Below are 17,869 nucleotides of genomic sequence, written 5' to 3'. Positions count from 1 at the left end.
CATGACGAATAACGATGATTCGACAAAACGGAAAACGATCTGATATGAACAATCCCGACTTACCCTATCGGCAGGCCTTGGAACGCCTGTCTCAAAAACAATATTATAACTTTACCGAAGTCCGCCGACTGCTGACAGAAGCGGCCTCGGCAGATCATCCCGCCGCCACATTCGAGTTGGCAAAACACCTGATGAACGCGGACAGCCCGCACCAAGACCGCGAACAAGGTATGGAAATGCTCCGCATCGCCGCCGAACAGGGGCATCCCTATGCGCGTTACAATTTGGCATATATCCAAGAATTGGAAGGCGCGCCCCCGGAAACCCTGATACCGCTTTACAGGCCTCTGGCAGAAGCAGGCCTGCCCGAAGCGCAAGTCCGCCTGATGTACCTTCTGTACGCGTCCCGACATTTTGAAGAAGCCCTGGAATGGGCAAAACAAGCGCAAAAAACAACAATCCCCACGGGCAATACCTGCTCGCCCAATACTGCCGGCACGGCACGCCGCCGGATTTTGAAACGGCGCACCTGCTCTACCGCAAAGCGGCGGCACAAGGCTTGCCGGAAGCACATTGGCAACTCGGGCTGCAATACCGTTTCGGACAAGGGACGAAAGCCGACACGGCACAGGCCGTCAATCATTTGCGCGCCGCCGCGCAACAAGGATACATTCCCGCCTACACCCCGCTTGCCGAACTCATCCTACCTACGGCTCCCGATGAAGCCGTTTACCGGTTCCAACAGGCGGCACAGGAAAATGACCCCGATGCCCATGCCGCACTGGCCGACATCTACCTGCAAGGCAAGTATCTGGAAAGAAACCACAAACTTGCCCTGCATCATGCCGAAGCAGCCGCCGCCGAACGCCATCCCGAAGGTTTGCGGATACCGGGCGACATCTGCCGCTACGGTTTGGGCATAGCCCTCGATACGGAAAAAGCCCGGCATTATTACCGGCAGGCAGCCGAAGCCGGCAGCCTTACCGCCTATCAGAAACTCATATCCGACAGCGCGTTAAACCATCCCGAGCAATATGACGGCATCAAAGATTCCGCCATTAGGCGGCAAAGGGCAGAACAGCTTTATCAAAAAGCCCAAGCCCTGCATTACGGATTACAATGCGCGCCCGAATACGCAGCCGCGCTCAAACTCTACACAGAAGCAGCAGAACTCGGACACAGCAAAGCCCAAACCAATCTGGGCAGTATGTACTACTTCGGACAGGGCATAGCCGCCGACTACTGCAAAGCCCGCAAATGGTTTGAACAAGCCGCCGCGCAAAAAGACAGTATGGCGTTCTACAACCTCGCCTGCATCCATTACAGCGGACACGGTGCCAGGCGGACAAAGAAAAAGCCTGCCGCTACCTGCAAGAAGCCATAAACAACGGATACGGGCAAAAAAGCGTCCTGCAAGAACTGCTGCAACAGTGGCAAAATGCCGTCTGAACAGAGTTACACCTACCCTGCCGAAACGAAACAGGTATAATCGCCCCTTTCCCTTCCCGCCGTCCGAACAGGCCTTTCACATTCAGACGGCATCCTGATTGCACAAGCGCACAGAAGCATTATGACAGACACCGCCGAAAACCAAACACCAAACGACCGTCAAGCCGGACACCCCCGCAGCATCCGCAGTTTCGTCCTCCGCCAAAGCCACATGACCGCCGCACAGCAACGCGCCATCGATACCTTATGGGACAGCTTCGGCATCGACTACCAAGCAACACCGGCCGATCTTGATGCCCGTTTCGGAAGCAGCCGACCTAAAATCCTCGAAATAGGCTTCGGTATGGGAATGGCAAGCGCAGAAATCGCCCGCCGCCTGCCCGAAACCGACTTTCTCGCCATCGACGTACACGGCCCCGGCGTAGGCAACCTGCTCAAACTCATCAACGAAAACCATTTGGAAAACATCCGCGTGATGCGGCACGATGCCGTAGAAGTTGTCAAAAATATGCTGCAAGACGGCTCGCTCGACGGCATCCACATATTCTTCCCCGACCCGTGGCACAAAAAACGCCACCACAAACGCCGTCTGATACAAGCCCCCTTCATCGCCAAACTACTGCCCAAACTCAAAACCGGCGGCTATATCCACCTGGCGACAGACTGGGAAGAATATGCACAGCAGATGCTTGAAGTCCTCAGCAGCTTCGACAGCCTGCAAAATACGGCGGCAGACTACGCCCCCACTCCGGACTACCGCCCCGAAACCAAATTCGAAGCGCGCGGCAAACGCCTCGGACACGGCGTTTGGGACTTGGTATTCAAACGGATCGGATAACAGACCGCCGGATAAAAAAATGCCGTCTGAAGCATGTTTGCTTACAGACGGCATTCTTTCAAGATAAAGCAGCGGGCGATGTTTCAATACAAGTTTTGAAACAATGGTTTGAACGGCAAAAACGCGTGTATACCGCACGCATCCTTGTAGGTTTTAACCTGCACATCGGTTTTAAAGTTTATTCCGCCCGCAGATAGTGGCACGCGGTTGGCGGAGATGCAGGCTACGGCTTGCTAATTATTCATCGTTACCAAAAGAAGACTTAGGTGTACATTCAGGCATAGTTAACAAAACAACTAAACTTCTATTTACTGGAAAATAAAATGACATATTTAAAAGTAATAGCAATTAGTATAGTTTTATACATTTTATTATTGCAAATTAATCTTAAAATGTTAGAAAAAAGGATTGATTTCTTAGTAGAAAATATAGATAAATATTACCAGCAATATGGATCTTACCCAAATAATTTTGATTTTATATCAACTAAAACTGATTTTACCACTGAATCATATTGTGATTTTTGGGATAAAAATATTGCAGGATATGGTAATTGTTACTTCGTAAAGAATGATAAAGACTATACTATTTTAGTCATGGGTTTCTCATCGAAAATACTATTTTCATCTCACAATAAAATAAAAGAATTCAATTCAAATAAATATGATTAAATACAACAAGCAAGCCGTAGCCCGCATAAAATCTTTAGTTTTCCGTAGATCGGATTCTCGAATCCGACATTTTGGTAATTGCTGCAATGGATTGCAACGATGGAAATGTTAAAGGCTTTGTCGGATACAAGTATCCGAGCTACGCTTGCTGGTGATATTTGAATCGGATTCAAATATCTTTGTTGCGGCTATTAATATTTTTCCGGATAAAGGTAGCCATGCCTCATGGTTATCCAAATAAAGCAGGACTTATAGAAAAATAAATTCACTTTAATTTCATTGCTCTAATGGTTTTCAGACCGGGAAGTTTGACTTAAGCACTTAATATAGATATCATTTAATAAAAAATAAAATATTTACATACACACTGCAACCTTTTTTCTACTCCTTAATAGAAAGGATCTTACAATGCCTCGTTTCCCCCGCACTTTACCCCGCCTGACCGCTGTCCTGCTGTTGGCCTGTACCGCTTTCTCCGCCGCCGCACACGGCAATCACACCCATTGGGGCTATACCGGACACGACTCTCCCGAAAGCTGGGGCAATCTGTCAGAAGAATTCCGTTTGTGCTCCACCGGCAAAAACCAATCTCCGGTAAACATTACCGAAACCGTTTCCGGCAAACTGCCCGCCATCAAAGTCAATTACAAACCGAGTATGGTTGACGTGGAAAACAACGGCCACACCATTCAGGTCAATTATCCCGAAGGCGGCAATACCCTGACCGTGAACGGCCGCACCTATACCCTGAAACAGTTCCACTTCCACGTGCCGAGCGAAAACCAAATCAAAGGCCGCACTTTCCCGATGGAAGCTCACTTCGTCCACTTAGACGAAAACAAACAGCCTTTAGTATTAGCCGTGCTGTATGAAGCCGGCAAAACCAACGGCCGCCTGTCTTCCATCTGGAACGTCATGCCGATGACCGCAGGAAAAGTGAAACTCAACCAACCGTTCGACGCATCCACCCTACTGCCGAAACGGTTGAAATACTACCGCTTTGCCGGTTCGCTGACCACGCCGCCGTGCACAGAGGGCGTATCATGGTTGGTGTTGAAAACTTATGACCACATCGACCAAGCGCAAGCGGAAAAATTCACCCGCGCCGTCGGTTCGGAAAACAACCGCCCCGTACAGCCTCTGAATGCACGTGTAGTTATTGAATAAGTAGTAAAGTTGTAAACGGAAAAGGCCGTCTGAAAATTCAGACGGCCTTGTTGTTTATGTATAGCTAGGATGTGTGATGCAAGCTGCGTACATGATTTCAAGGATTCCTGATAACACAATGAGCGCGCGCCAGTGGCGCACACGCTATGTATTCAGGCTGCGATTACTATTTCAAAATCACTCCGCCCCAAACAACAAATTCTCTTTAATATTCCTAATCCTATCCCTCAACACAGCAGCTTCTTCAAACTGTAAATCCCTAGCCGCCTGCTGCATGGCTTTTTCCAGTTTGGCGATTTCTTTAATCGCGTCTTCTTCGTTGTGGATTTCGCCGACTTTGACCTTGTTTTTGCCTTGTCTACGGCCTTTGCCACTGTCTTCTTCGTGGTACACGCCGTCGATGATGTCTTTGACCTGTTTTTTAATCTGCTGCGGCACGATACCGTGTTCTTCGTTGAATTTAATCTGTTTTTCGCGGCGGCGTTCGGTTTCGTCGACGGCGGCTTTCATGGAGTCGGTAATTTTGTCGGCGTACAGGATGGCGACGCCGTTCACGTTGCGCGCGGCGCGGCCTATGGTTTGAATCAGGCTGCGGTGGGAGCGCAGGAAGCCTTCTTTGTCGGCATCGAGGATGGCGACGAGGGAGACTTCGGGGATGTCGAGGCCTTCGCGCAACAGGTTGATGCCAACGAGTACGTCAAACAGGCCGAGCCGCAAATCTCTAATGATTTCAACGCGTTCGACGGTGTCGATGTCGCTGTGCAGGTAGCGCACTTTGATGCCGAGTTCGCTGTAATAGTCGGTGAGTTGCTCCGCCATGCGTTTGGTAAGGGTGGTAACGAGCACACGTTCGCCTTTTTGAATACGGTCGTTGATTTCGCTCATTAAATCGTCGACTTGGGTGGCGACGGGGCGGATGATGATTTGGGGGTCGACCAGCCCTGTGGGGCGGACGACTTGTTCGACGACTTGTCCGGCGTGTTCTTCTTCGTATTTCGCGGGGGTGGCGGAAACGAAGACGGTTTGCGGCATGACTTTTTCAAATTCGTGGAATTTGAGCGGGCGGTTGTCGCGGGCGGAAGGCAGGCGGAAGCCGTAGTCCACGAGGTTTTGCTTGCGCAATGCGTCGCCTTTGTACATGCCGCCGATTTGGGTAACGGTAACGTGGCTTTCGTCGATGAACATGATGGCGTTGTCGGGCAGGTAGTCCATCAGCGTGGGCGGCGGTTCGCCTTCTTTTTTACCGGAGAAGTGGCGGGAGTAGTTTTCAATGCCTTTGCAGAAGCCCATTTCGTAGAGCATTTCGAGGTCGAAACGGGTGCGCTGTTCGATGCGTTGTTGCTCGACGGGGCGTTGTTCGCGAGCGAAAAATTCGATGCGTTCGCGCAATTCTTCTTTGATGGATTCGCAGGCGCGCAATACGGTGTCGCGCGGGGTAACGTAGTGGCTGGACGGGAAGACGGTGTAGCGTCCGACACGCTGGTGCAGGCTGCCTGAAAGCGGGTCGAACATATCGAGGCGGTCGATTTCGTCATCAAACAGGCTGATACGCAAGGCGTTTTCGGAGCTTTCGGCGGGGTACACGTCAATCACGTCGCCGCGCACGCGGAAGCTGCCGCGTTTGAAGTCCAAATCGCCGCGTTCGTACTGCATGGAAACGAGCGTGGCGATGATGTCGCGCTGCTCGATGGTGTCGCCTTCTTTTACGGACAGCACCATTTGTTGATACTCGGTCGGGTCGCCGATACCGTAAATGGCGGACACGGTGGCGACGATAATCACGTCGTCGCGCGTCATCAGGTTTTTGGTGGCGGAAAGGCGCATCTGCTCGATGTGTTCGTTGATCGCGCTGTCTTTTTCGATGAACAAATCGCGGCTGGGCACATAGGCTTCGGGCTGGTAATAGTCGTAATACGACACGAAATATTCCACTGCGTTTTCGGGGAAAAACTCGCGCATTTCGGCATAAAGCTGGGCGGCAAGGGTTTTGTTGTGCGCCATAATGATGGCGGGTCTGCCGCTTTGCGCGATGACGTTCGCCATCGTGTAGGTTTTGCCCGAACCGGTTACGCCGAGCAGGGTTTGGTAGGCAAGGCCGTCTGAAAGCCCTTCGAGCAGGCCCGCAATGGCGGTGGGCTGGTCGCCTGCGGGCGGGAAGGGTTGGTGGAGTTTGAAGGGGGAATTTGGGTATCGGATGACTTCCATAATCTTGCCTGTGATACGTTTGCGGACAAAGCGTGTAGTAGGGATGGGTCAGAAACGTCTTTCAGACGGTATAAGGCGGTGAAATCCTGAATGTATGCCGTCTGAAACCCAATCGCTACCCAAGTATAGTAGATTAAATTTAAACCGGTCCGGCGTTACCTCGCCTTGCCGTACTATTTGTACTGTCTGCGGCTTCGTCGCCTTGTCCTGATTTTTGTTAATCCACTATAAATGCCGCACGGTTCAAATTCCGGTAAAAAATCGCTCATAACCTGTCCTTTCAAACATAATATGCCGTCTGAAACCCTTTCAGACGGCATCGTCAAAACCTACTTCTTATCTTTTTTATCTTTATTTGAAACCGGCTTTTTCGCCGCCAGCCCCAAAGACTTCTGCCACTGCTCGGGCGACTTGACCAAATCCAAAGCCTTACGCAACTGATCGTCTTTCGCAGGGTTCGGAATCCGCCTTGAAGACAAATCCTCGTCCTTTTTCTTTTTACCTTTTTCTTTTGCAGCGGGCTTATCCGCATCTTTTTCAAGCGGTACGGCAAGGGTTTCACTGTTCACATCCTCGCCGCCCAAGGGATTGCCGATGTGTCCGACCAGGTCCGCCTCGCGGCTTTCAAAAGTACGTTCCTTATCTTTTACTTCGACATCGGGAACAATCCCCTGTGCCTGAATGGAACGGTCGTTCGGCGTGTAATACAGGGCGGTCGTCAACTTGACCGCGCTGCCGTTGGACAAAGGAATCAAAGTCTGAACCGAACCTTTACCGAAGCTCTGCGTACCGACGATGACCGCGCGTTTGTGGTCCTGCAATGCGCCGGCGACAATCTCCGACGCGGAAGCCGAACCGGAATTGACCAATACCGCCATCGGAATCGTTTTCAACTCGGCAGGAATACCCGCCAAAGGATCGCCGCCCATACCGTACACATAATCCTCGGGAACGGCTTTCAGTACCATGCCGTCTTTGCCGTCGCGTCCCTTGGTGCTGACGACGACCGCTTCAGACGGCAGAAACGCCGCCGACACGCCGACCGCGCCGGTCAAAAGCCCGCCGGGGTCGTCGCGCAAATCCAACACCAGCCCCTTGAGCGGTTTTCCTTTATTTTCCTTTACCAGCTCTTTTGCGGCGGTATTGACGCTTTCGACCGTCCGCTCTTGGAACTGCGACACGCGGATATAGCCGTAATCGGGTTCGATCAGGTGATGGCGGACGCTTTTCACTTTAATAATGGCACGGGTCAGGTTGACGACTATCGGCTTGTCGGCATTTTTGCGCGACAGCGTCAAAGTAATCTTCGTACCCGGCTTGCCCCGCATTTTTTTCACCGCTTCGCTGACCGTCATACCGCGCGTCGAAACATTATCGATTTTCACAATGAAATCGCCGCTTTTCACCTCCGCCCGTTCGGCAGGCGTGTCCTCAATCGGCGAAACCACTTTGACAAAACCGTCTTCCTGCCCGATTTCCATCCCCAAGCCGCCAAATTCGCCGCTGGTGGACTCCTTTATCTCGGCATAACCTTTTTTATCCATATATTCGGAATGCGGATCCAAACCGGCCACCATACCCTTCATCGCACCTTCAAACAAATCGGCATCGGGTTTGTCATGATAGTAGTTTGCCTTAATCTGACCGTAAACCTCCGCCATCGTACGGATGGATTGCACCGGCAGGACTTCGTTATCCCGCCCGTCCTTCTCGGCGGCAAAACCCTGCACCGCCAGACTTACGGCCACGCCGCTGATTGCACCCAAAGTATAAAGTGCGATTTTCTTAAAAACAGGTTTCGACATTCTTCTTTAACTTTCTCTCTTGATTTCCAAAAACCGGAAAACACAGGTACGGCAAACGGCAAACTTCACGGAACAGCGCACCATATCGGCACGATTTGCATAAAGCCTGCCGTTTCGGCAATCCGATCAACGTATCCAGCCCGAAGGGTTCAACACCTGACCTTGATAACGTATTTGCAGGTAAAGCCCCTCTTCCCCGTCCGGCAGCGACCCGCTCGTGCCGATTTTGCTTCCTGCCGCGACCGTATAACCCTTGCCGGCGGAAATTTCGCTCAAACCGGCATAGATGCTGATGTAGTTCTCGCCGTGATCGATCACGACCACTTTGCCGTAGCCGTCCAACTCGTCCGCATAGCTTACCGTTCCCGGCGCAATGCTTTCAACCGTTGCAGGCGCAGTGGAATAGAACACGCCTTTCCAAACATCGCCGCCGCTCCGGTTCTGCCCGAAAAGCCCGGTCGGCACACCGTCAACCGGTTTTTTCAAACGTCCCTGCATGCGGCTGAAACCGTCGGCACTGCCGATACCCATAACCGAAGGCGCTTGGATGTTCCTGTCTTCGGCGGTCAGGTTGGACATTTCCGCACGTCGCGCTTCAGCCTTCTGCTGCGCCGCTTCTTTTCTGGCTTTTTCGGCTGCCGCCAGTCTGGCTTCAGCCAATTTTCTTTTTGCTTCCGCATCCTGAATGCGGTGTTCGGCCTTTTTCTTCTCCAAATTGCTCAAGAGCTTGTTCAGCTGCTGCTCGTTCCCTTTCTGTTCCAGCAGTTTTCGGGCATCTTTGGAGATTTTGGCATTCTGTCTGCGGCTTTCCGTCTGTTCCGCCGCATCGGTTACACCCTGTTTTTTCAGCAGGGATTGCACGTTTGCCTGAATTTTCTTCAAACGGGCAAGCTCATTGTTGATTTTCTGCTCTTGTACCGCCAAAGCCTTCTGCTGTTTTTCCAAATCCTTGACAACTTCCCGATTGGAGGCGTTTACGTAACGCGTATAACGCAAAAAGCGGTTTTTCTGACCCGGTTCGGCGTTTTTCAGGAACAGGGCAACCGCATTCGGCTGGCTGTTTTTATAGTTCCCCGATACGAAACGGGAAATCTGCGCTTTCGTAGCGGCGATTTCCGTTTTCAAACGGTTCAGCTCGGTATTGAGTTTTTGGAACTTGTCCCAAGCCTCGCGCTGTTTGCGGTTGACGGAAGCAAGGTTGCCGCGCGCCTGACGGATACGCTCTTGGCGGATACGTTCTTGGCGGATACGCTCTTCCTGAAGCTGTTTGAGGGAATTGCTGACATGAAGCAGCATTCCTTCGCTTTGTTTGAGCAGGGCTTTTTTGTTTTCGACATCATTAGTGGCAGCGGCAACGGCGGCTTTCAATTCGTCGGAATCGGTTTTGGCATTTTTCTCTTCCCTGTATTTTTTGTCCTGTTTCACTGCTTTGCCGTTCTTGTCGGAACGGGCTTTTTTATTTGCAGAAACAGTGTCTTTTTCCGCCTTGCCGCCCTTGCGCGGATTGCCCTGTCCTTTTGCCCCTTTTTTGCCTTGTTTGTTTTCAGGCTGTGTTTTTGCGTTTTTTTCTTTGGATCCGGACACGGGCTTGCCATGTGCCTTTTTGTGTTCCGCCTTCGATTCCTTATCCCCTTCGCGTCCTTTGCGCGCAGACTGCCTGGATGTCGCCTCCTTCTCTGCTTCTTTGCGGTTTTTGGCGGTTTTTTTGAACTCTTTTGCCGCCTCTTTGCCGCCTGTTTTTTTATCTTTCACTGCGGCATTTTTGCCTTTTTCTTTTTTGCCTTCCGCCGCTTCGGGCTGTTCTTTTTTGTTCTTCGCCTGTTTTTTCACTTCGGCGGAACGGTTGTGTGCCGCGTCGTGGGCGGCAACGGCGGGGGCGGAAAAGACAAGCATCAGGGCAAGCAGGAGGGGTTTGTATTGCATGGTTCGGCTTTCAGAAAAAATCGGATAATGCTGAAGGCCGCGCGAAAGCGGCCGGATGTTCGGATTATACTGTCAGTTATGCCGTCTGAAAATGCCGTTTGCCCAATCTTGCACCTTCTTTGCGCGGATACTTGCAATCGGCTCAAACAGCCTTATATTGTGCGGCATATTTTCAATGCTGCAACGGATATTGTGTTCCGACACACAGGGTAGCACATGTAAGCTGCGTACCGTATGTTGCCCGATTTGGGAGCGTGCGCCCCTCCAAACAAAGCAAACCCTGCCGCCTTCCGGAAAACGGGGATTCAACCGATAAGGAAATTTTGATGAACAGACTGCTACTGCTGTCTGCCGCCGTCCTGCCGACTGCCTGCGGCAGCGGCGAAACCGATAAAATCGGACGGGCAAGTACCGTTTTCAACATGTTGGGCAAAAACGACCGTATCGAAGTGGAAGGATTCGACGATCCCGACGTTCAAGGGGTTGCCTGTTATATTTCGTATGCAAAAAAAGGCGGCTTGAAGGAAATGGTCAATTTGGAAGAGGACGCGTCCGACGCATCGGTTTCGTGCGTTCAGACGGCATCTTCGATTTCTTTTGACGAAACCGCCGTGCGCAAACCGAAAGAAGTTTTCAAGCGCGGTACGGGCTTCGCGTTCAAGAGCCGGCAGATTGTCCGTTATTACGACCCCAAACGCAAAGCCTTCGCCTATTTGGTTTACAGCGATAAAATCGTCCAAGGATCGCCGAAAAATTCCTTAAGCGCGGTTTCCTGTTTCGGCAGCGGCATACCGCAAACCGACGGGGTGCAAGCCGATACTTCCGGCAAACTGCTTGCCGGCGCCTGCATTATTTCCAACCCGATAAAAAATCCCGACAAACGCTGATATGAACCTGTCCAACCACTTTCTCGTCGCCATGCCCGATATGGAAGACGCGTTTTTTTCACAATCGGTCGTCTATATCTGCAAACACGATGAAGACGGCGCACTCGGTATCGCCATCAACAAACCCTCTCCGATTACGATGGACATGATTTTTTCCGCCACCGGCAAAAACATCCCCATGCGGATGCAGCACGACAGCGTGATGATGGGCGGGCCGGTGCAGGTCGAGCGCGGTTACGTCGTCCACACTCCGATCGGCAACTGGCAAAGCAGCATCGGCGTTTCAGACGGCATCGCGCTGACCTCTTCCCGCGATGTGCTTGAAAACATTTCACGCGAAGGCGCGGTTGACAAAGCCTTGATCAGCATAGGCTATTCGAGCTGGAGCAAAGGGCAGCTCGAACGCGAACTTGCCGACAATGCGTGGCTGACCGTTCCCGCCGACGAACACATCCTGTTCGACATCCCCTACGAACACCGTTACGCCGCCGCATTCGCCAAACTCGGCATCGACCCGCTCGCCCTGTTTTCGGGAGCCGGCCATGCATAAAATTCCAAAAGGAACGGCACTGGCATTCGACTTCGGCGAAGCGCGCATCGGCGTGGCGCAGGGCGATGCGGAATTGGGGCTGTCCCATCCGCTGGCCACCGTTACCGGCGGCAGCAACGATGAAAAATTCGCGGCAATCGCCAAGCTGGTTCAAGAATGGCAGCCGCGTTATTTTGTCGTCGGACTGCCCGTGCATGCCGACGGCACGGAACATGAAATGACGCACCTGTCGCGCAAGTTTGGACGCAGGCTGAACGGCAGGTTCAATCTCCCCGTCTATTGGGTTGACGAACGGCTGTCGTCCGTCTATGCCGAAAGCCTGCTTTCGGAAGCACAGGTCTTGGGCAAAAAACGCAAATCGGTGCTCGACCAAGTGGCGGCGCAAGCCATCCTGCACGGTTTTCTCGAGGGCGGCCCGGCGGAATGTTTCAACGGGCGTGAAGGTTAAGCGGCGCGGTTAACACCCTATCGTGAAAGAGGCGCACACCAAGCCGTCCAGCTCCAATGCCAAATTGTCCCCCGCACCGATTGCGCCCACGCCGGAGGGCGTTCCGGTAAACACCAAATCCCCTTTCCCCAAACCGTAATCCGCCGCCAGTTTGTGTAAAATTTCCCGAATCGGGTAAATCATCAAACCAGTCTCCCCGCGCTGTTTCAATACGCCGTTTTGTTTTAATGAAAACAACACCTTATCTTGATTGCCGATTCTGTCTGCCGCCGCAAAATCCGACACGCACGCAGAATGCCTGAACCCTTTTGCCTTCAGCCAGGGCAGCCCCTGCGCCTTCAGACGGCATTGGATGTCCCGCGCGGTCAAATCCAAACCCACGCCGTACCCCGCCACGCATCCCAAAATATCTTCACCCTCGCCCGTGCCGTCTGAATCCCGGCCAATCAGCAACACTAGTTCGCACTCAAACTGCACATCCCTACTGAACTCGGGCAGCAAGATTGTACCGCCGCTGTTCAAAATGCTGCCTGACGGCTTCATAAACACCACAGGTTCTGAAGGTATTTCGTTTTTTAACTCTTCGACATGTGCGGCATAGTTCCTGCCGATACAGAAAATATTGCCGACCTCGACTGCTTCTCCTTCTAAAAATACTGAAGCCACTTCACTTTCCCCCAAAATAAAAATGCCGTCTGAAATTATTTTCAGACGGCATTTGACCAGACTTACGCATTTAATGAAGCTGTTACACGCGCAACAATTTCTCCGATTGCAACTGCCTGCGCTTCGTTGTCGCGGCGTTCGGCGTATTCGACATTGCCTTCTTTCAAGGCGCGGTCGCCGATGACGATGCGGTGCGGGATACCGAGAAGCTCGGAATCGTTCAGCAATACGCCTGCGCGTTCGTCGCGGTCGTCCAGCAGCACATCCGCGCCTGCCGCCAGCAATTCGGCATAGATTCTGTCGGCGGCTTCACGCACAGTGTCGGATTTTTTGTAGTTCATCGGCACGATGACGACTTCAAACGGCGCCATCGCTTTGGTCCAAATGATGCCTTTTTCGTCGTTATTCTGCTCGATGGCGGCGGCAACGACGCGGGTGATGCCGATGCCGTAGCAGCCCATTTCCATGATTTGCGATTTGCCGTTATTGTCGAGGAAGCTGACGTTCATAGCTTGGGTATATTTGCCGCGCAACTGGAAGACATGTCCGACTTCGATGCCGCGCGCCAGTTTCAGACGGCCTTGCCCGTCGGGGCTTTCGTCGCCTTCGACCACATTACGCAAATCGACGAATTCAGGCTCGGCGGCATCGCGGCCGAAGTTGAAGCCGGTATAGTGGTAGTCGTCTTCGTTTGCGCCGATAACCCAGTCCGCGCCTTTTTCGGTAGCGAAATCGGCATAGACTTTGCCTGTGAAGCCGACGGGGCCGAGCGAACCGCCGTTTGCGCCGAATTGTTCAACAATCGCGGCAGGGCTTGCCATAGTCAGTGGCGATTTTACGCCCGCCAGTTTTTCTGCCTTGATGTCGTTAAACTCATGGTCGCCACGCAACAGCAGTAGGACGAGTTCGCCTTCGTTTTCGCCTTCAACCACGATGGATTTGAGGGTTTGTTCAACCGGAATATTCAGGAATTCAACCAAAGACTCAATGGTTTTGACGTTTGGTGTATGTACTTTGGTCAACACAGCCTGAGCGGCGGCACGTTCACCTTTAAGCGGCAAGGTCGGTGCCAACTCGATATTGGCGGCGTAATCGGAAGTGTCGCTGTATGCAATCACATCTTCGCCGCTTTCCGCCAACACTTGAAACTCGTGCGAACCCGTACCGCCGATGCTGCCGGTGTCTGCGGCGACGGGGCGGAACGCCAAACCCAGACGGGTAAAGATGCGGCAGTAAGCGTCATACATGGCATCATAGGTCGCCTGAAGCGAGGCGTAGTCGGCGTGGAAGGAATAAGCATCTTTCATCACAAATTCGCGCGCGCGCATCACGCCGAAACGCGGGCGCACTTCGTCGCGGAATTTGGTTTGGATGTGGTAAAAATTTTTCGGCAGTTGTTTGTAGCTGTTGATTTCTTTGCGCACGATGTCGGCGATGACTTCCTCGCAGGTCGGGCCCATGCAGAAATCGCGTTCGTGGCGGTCTTTCAGGCGCAGCAGTTCTTTACCGTAAAACTCCCAGCGGCCGGATTCCTGCCACAGTTCGGCAGGCTGCACCACCGGCATCAGCAGCTCCACGCTGCCCGCGCGCGCCATTTCCTCGCGCACGACGTTTTCGACTTTGCGTAACACGCGCAGCCCCATCGGCATCCAAGTATAAAGACCGGACGCGTTGGCTTTAATCAGACCGGCGCGAATCATCAGCTTGTGGCTGGCAAACGCGGCTTCGGCAGGGGCTTCTTTTAAAGTAGAGATAAAGAATTGGCTGGCTTTCATAAAAGTATTTTTCCAAACAGGCAGATTCAAAAGTAAATCGGGTGCAGATTGTAACGCGAAAAAAGCAGGTTTTGCACCAACCTCCAAAATTCACCCCCTGCCCCAAACGCGGGACAAACCCCATAACAGACGGCAAAAACATGACCAGAAACATCATATTGAACATAATTACATGATTTTTATAGATTTAAATTTGCCTAATTTTTAATCAAAATAAGCGTACATTTGTTGCGTAAGACTTTTTTAACACAAGCCGTGGCTTATCAACACGGTTGTCCACAAAGCTTGTGTATAGATTTTCTGCAATAGGAAAATTGCCGACAGAGACATAACGATTCGATATCCCACAATTCCGAAAAAATATAACCAAAATTAAACAGAATGTTTTCGCAATCAAAAAGACCTGTCCTTACCAAACGCCAACTTCAGTATAAAACCTGCTTTTAAAAGCATGGTTATTTGCCAGCAGACCCGATTGCTGATAGGATTTCGTGCGGAGCAGACCGAACATTTTTTTTTCAAGTTTTCCCTTGCTTCCAAGACTTTTATAATTTTTTGAAAACATTAAACTTAAATTATTTTGTTTCGGTTTGATTTAGAAATTTTCGTTTTTGCTTATTATTTTTCACAAACGAAAATAAAGGGGTTGGCTACACCCTCCCTTCCGATTAAACACTCAACATAAAGGATAGATACTATGTCCACCCAATTACACGATGTTGACCCTATCGAAACCCAAGAGTGGCTGGACGCGTTAAGCTCCGTCCTCGAATATGAAGGCGGCGAACGCGCGCAATACCTCTTGGAAAACCTGCTCAAATACTGCCGCGACAAAGGCGTACGTATGCCCCACGGCACGACCACCCCGTATTTGAATACCGTTTCGGTTGAAAACGAAAAAGGCATTCCGGGCGACCAAAACATCGAACACCGCATTCGCGCATTCGTACGCTGGAACGCCGCCGCCATCGTATTGCGCGCCGGCAAGAAAGATTTGGAACTGGGTGGGCACATCGCATCTTTCCAATCTGCCGCCACCATGTACGAAGTCGGTTTCAACCACTTCTGGAAAGCCAAAGGTGAAGGTGAAGAAGGCGATTTGGTCTTCTTCCAAGGTCACGTTGCCCCGGGCATCTATGCACGCGCATTCGTCGAAGGCCGTCTGACCGAAGACCAGCTGAACAACTTCCGCCAAGAAGTGGACGGACACGGTCTGCCTTCCTATCCACACCCCCACCTCTTGCCCGACTTCTGGCAGTTCCCGACCGTATCCATGGGCTTGGGCCCCATCATGGCGATTTATCAGGCGCGTTTCCTGAAATACTTGGAATCACGCGGCTTGGCAAAAACCAAAGGCCGTAAAGTATGGTGTTTCTGCGGCGACGGCGAAATGGACGAACCCGAATCCCAAGGTGCAATCGCGCTGGCTGCACGCGAAGGCTTGGACAACCTGATTTTCGTCATCAACTGCAACCTGCAACGCTTGGACGGTCCGGTGCGCGGCAACGGCAAAATCATCCAAGAATTGGAAGGCAACTTTGCCGGTGCCGGCTGGAATGTCGTCAAAGTCATTTGGGGCCGCCGTTGGGACCGCCTCTTGGCGAAAGACAAAGACGGTATCCTGCGCCAACGTATGGAAGAATGTTTGGACGGCGACTACCAAACTTACAAATCCAAAGACGGCGCGTATGTGCGCGAACACTTCTTCAATACGCCCGAACTGAAAGCATTGGTTGCCGATATGACCGATGAGCAACTCTGGGCATTGAACCGCGGCGGCCACGATCCTCAAAAAGTGTACAACGCCTACGACCGCGCAGCGAACCATGCCGACGGCAAACCTACCGTTATCTTGGCGAAAACCATTAAAGGTTACGGTATGGGCGCATCCGGCGAAGGTCAGAACGTTGCCCACCAAGCCAAAAAAATGGACAAAGCGTCCCTGAAACAATTCCGCGACCGCTTTGACATTCCGGTTACCGACGAACAAATCGAAAGCGGCGATCTGCCTTACCTGACTTTTGCCCCCGATACGGAAGAATACAAATACCTGCACGCACGCCGCGATGCTTTGGGCGGCTACCTGCCGCAACGCAAACCGACGCAGGAAGTATTGGAAGTGCCCGAGCTGTCGGCATTCGACGCACAACTCAAATCCAGCGGTGAACGCGAGTTCTCGACCACGATGGCATTCGTCCGCATCCTGTCCACTTTGCTGAAAGACAAAAAAATCGGCAAACGCGTCGTACCTATCGTTCCCGACGAAAGCCGTACTTTCGGCATGGAAGGTATGTTCCGCCAATACGGTATTTGGAATCCCAAAGGCCAACAATACACGCCTCAAGATAAAGACCAACTGATGTTCTACAAAGAATCCGTCGACGGTCAAATCTTGCAAGAAGGTATTAACGAACCGGGCGCGATGGCCGACTGGATTGCGGCTGCGACCAGCTACGCCAACAGCGACTTCGCGATGATTCCGTTCTACATCTACTACTCCATGTTCGGTTTCCAACGTATCGGCGACTTGGCTTGGGCGGCGGGCGATATGCACGCGCGCGGCTTCCTGCTGGGCGGTACTGCCGGCCGTACGACGCTGAACGGCGAAGGTCTGCAACACGAAGACGGCCACAGCCACATCCAGGCCGACCTGATTCCGAACTGCGTATCTTATGACCCGACCTTCCAATACGAAGTGGCCGTCATCGTACAAGACGGTCTGCGCCGTATGTATGCCAATAATGAAGACGTGTTCTACTACATCACCCTGATGAACGAGAACTACACCCATCCCGATATGCCGGAAGGTGCGGAACAAGACATCCTCAAAGGTATGTACCTGCTGAAAGCCGGCGGCAAAGGCGACAAGAAAGTCCAATTGATGGGTTCCGGTACGATTCTGCAAGAAGTGATTGCCGGTGCCGAGCTGCTGAAAGCCGACTTCGGCGTGGAAGCAGACATCTGGTCTTGCCCGTCCTTCAACCTGCTGCACCGCGACGCCATCGAAACCGAACGCTTCAACCGCCTGCATCCGCTGGAAGCTGAAAAAGTGCCTTTCGTTACTTCCCAACTGCAAGGTCATGACGGTCCGGTTATCGCCGCTACCGACTATATCCGCAGCTATGCCGACCGTATCCGCGCGTACATCCCGAACGACTACCATGTCTTGGGCACTGACGGTTTCGGCCGTTCCGACAGCCGCGCCAACCTGCGCCGCTTCTTTGAAGTGGACCGCTACAACGTTGCCGTGGCAGCATTGGCCGCATTGGCGGAACAAGGCAAAGTCAGCAAAGAAACCGTTCAACAAGCCATTGAGAAATACGGCATCAAAGCCGATTCAGCCCCTAGCTGGAAACGCTGATTGATGTTTCAGACGGCCTGTTTGTTTCATGCCAACATCAGGCCGTCTGAAAACCGAATGCCCGAATGGTTTGAACAGACAAACCGTACCGATGCCGCCTGAAGCAGCTTTCAGACGGCATCCA

General features: G+C 52.1%; 12 protein-coding genes and 1 pseudogene. 8 read left to right on the top strand and 5 right to left on the bottom strand.

Features of this window, described 5'->3' with window-relative positions; genetic code table 11:
* Window positions 1-44: 44 nt before the first annotated feature.
* The 4 genes and pseudogenes from HT085_RS03305 to cah all read left to right on the top strand — a co-directional run bounded on the left by HT085_RS03305 (window position 45) and on the right by cah (window position 4,125).
* A pseudogene (locus HT085_RS03305) lies at window positions 45-1,449 on the top strand (tetratricopeptide repeat protein).
* 121 nt (window positions 1,450-1,570) lie between these two features.
* Window positions 1,571-2,287: a tRNA (guanosine(46)-N7)-methyltransferase TrmB gene (gene trmB / locus HT085_RS03300; RefSeq protein ID WP_003691335.1), complete on the top strand. Its 717-nt coding sequence runs from the start codon at window positions 1,571-1,573 to the stop codon at window positions 2,285-2,287.
* Between the two features lie 323 nt (window positions 2,288-2,610).
* Window positions 2,611-2,958: a hypothetical protein gene (locus tag HT085_RS03295; protein ID WP_010357745.1), complete on the top strand. Its 348-nt coding sequence runs from the start codon at window positions 2,611-2,613 to the stop codon at window positions 2,956-2,958.
* A gap of 408 nt (window positions 2,959-3,366) precedes the next feature.
* On the top strand, window positions 3,367-4,125 hold the full coding sequence (cah, locus tag HT085_RS03290; protein ID WP_003688976.1) for a carbonic anhydrase: 759 nt from the start codon (window positions 3,367-3,369) through the stop codon (window positions 4,123-4,125).
* A gap of 177 nt (window positions 4,126-4,302) precedes the next feature.
* Here the strand turns inward: cah and uvrB are convergent, their stop codons facing one another.
* From uvrB to HT085_RS03270, 3 genes are all read right to left on the bottom strand, one after another.
* On the bottom strand, window positions 4,303-6,330 hold the full coding sequence (gene uvrB, locus HT085_RS03285) for an excinuclease ABC subunit UvrB (protein ID WP_003691336.1): 2,028 nt from the start codon (window positions 6,328-6,330) through the stop codon (window positions 4,303-4,305).
* Between the two features lie 329 nt (window positions 6,331-6,659).
* The gene (locus HT085_RS03275; protein WP_003691337.1) at window positions 6,660-8,135 is read right to left on the bottom strand and encodes a S41 family peptidase; all 1,476 of its coding nucleotides are present in this window, start codon (window positions 8,133-8,135) and stop codon (window positions 6,660-6,662) included.
* Window positions 8,136-8,261: 126 nt separating this feature from the next.
* The gene (locus HT085_RS03270) at window positions 8,262-10,058 is read right to left on the bottom strand and encodes a peptidoglycan DD-metalloendopeptidase family protein (RefSeq protein ID WP_003691339.1); all 1,797 of its coding nucleotides are present in this window, start codon (window positions 10,056-10,058) and stop codon (window positions 8,262-8,264) included.
* A 326-nt stretch (window positions 10,059-10,384) separates the two neighbouring features.
* Between HT085_RS03270 and HT085_RS03265 the strand changes: the two genes are divergently transcribed.
* Genes HT085_RS03265 through ruvX form a run of 3 tightly spaced genes read left to right on the top strand, consistent with a single transcriptional unit; the run spans window position 10,385 to window position 11,943 of the window.
* Entirely contained in the window at window positions 10,385-10,945 is a 561-nt protein-coding gene (locus tag HT085_RS03265) for a CreA family protein (RefSeq protein ID WP_003691340.1), read from the top strand.
* A 1-nt stretch (window position 10,946) separates the two neighbouring features.
* Window positions 10,947-11,495: a YqgE/AlgH family protein gene (locus tag HT085_RS03260; RefSeq protein ID WP_003688988.1), complete on the top strand. Its 549-nt coding sequence runs from the start codon at window positions 10,947-10,949 to the stop codon at window positions 11,493-11,495.
* Window positions 11,488-11,943, top strand: coding sequence for a Holliday junction resolvase RuvX (gene ruvX / locus HT085_RS03255; RefSeq protein ID WP_003688990.1), 456 nt, complete (start codon window positions 11,488-11,490; stop codon window positions 11,941-11,943). The genes HT085_RS03260 and ruvX overlap by 8 nt, the downstream gene beginning before the upstream one ends.
* Before the next feature lie 9 nt (window positions 11,944-11,952).
* Here the strand turns inward: ruvX and HT085_RS03250 are convergent, their stop codons facing one another.
* Together HT085_RS03250 and HT085_RS03245 are read right to left on the bottom strand one after the other, a co-directional pair.
* Window positions 11,953-12,609 (bottom strand): fumarylacetoacetate hydrolase family protein, encoded by a 657-nt coding sequence (locus HT085_RS03250; RefSeq protein WP_003688991.1) that lies wholly within the window; start codon window positions 12,607-12,609, stop codon window positions 11,953-11,955.
* Window positions 12,610-12,671: 62 nt separating this feature from the next.
* Window positions 12,672-14,384: a proline--tRNA ligase gene (locus HT085_RS03245; RefSeq protein WP_003688993.1), complete on the bottom strand. Its 1,713-nt coding sequence runs from the start codon at window positions 14,382-14,384 to the stop codon at window positions 12,672-12,674.
* Window positions 14,385-15,081: 697 nt separating this feature from the next.
* On the opposite strand from HT085_RS03245, the gene aceE reads away from it, so the two are divergent.
* Complete coding sequence (aceE, locus tag HT085_RS03240; RefSeq protein ID WP_003691347.1) at window positions 15,082-17,745, top strand: pyruvate dehydrogenase (acetyl-transferring), homodimeric type; 2,664 nt, start codon at window positions 15,082-15,084, stop codon at window positions 17,743-17,745.
* The last annotated feature ends 124 nt before the right edge of the window (window positions 17,746-17,869 follow it).

The sequence above is a fragment of the Neisseria gonorrhoeae genome, assembly GCF_013030075.1.
Lineage (GTDB): Bacteria > Pseudomonadota > Gammaproteobacteria > Burkholderiales > Neisseriaceae > Neisseria > Neisseria gonorrhoeae.
This window is presented reverse-complemented; position numbering and strand designations above follow the sequence as displayed.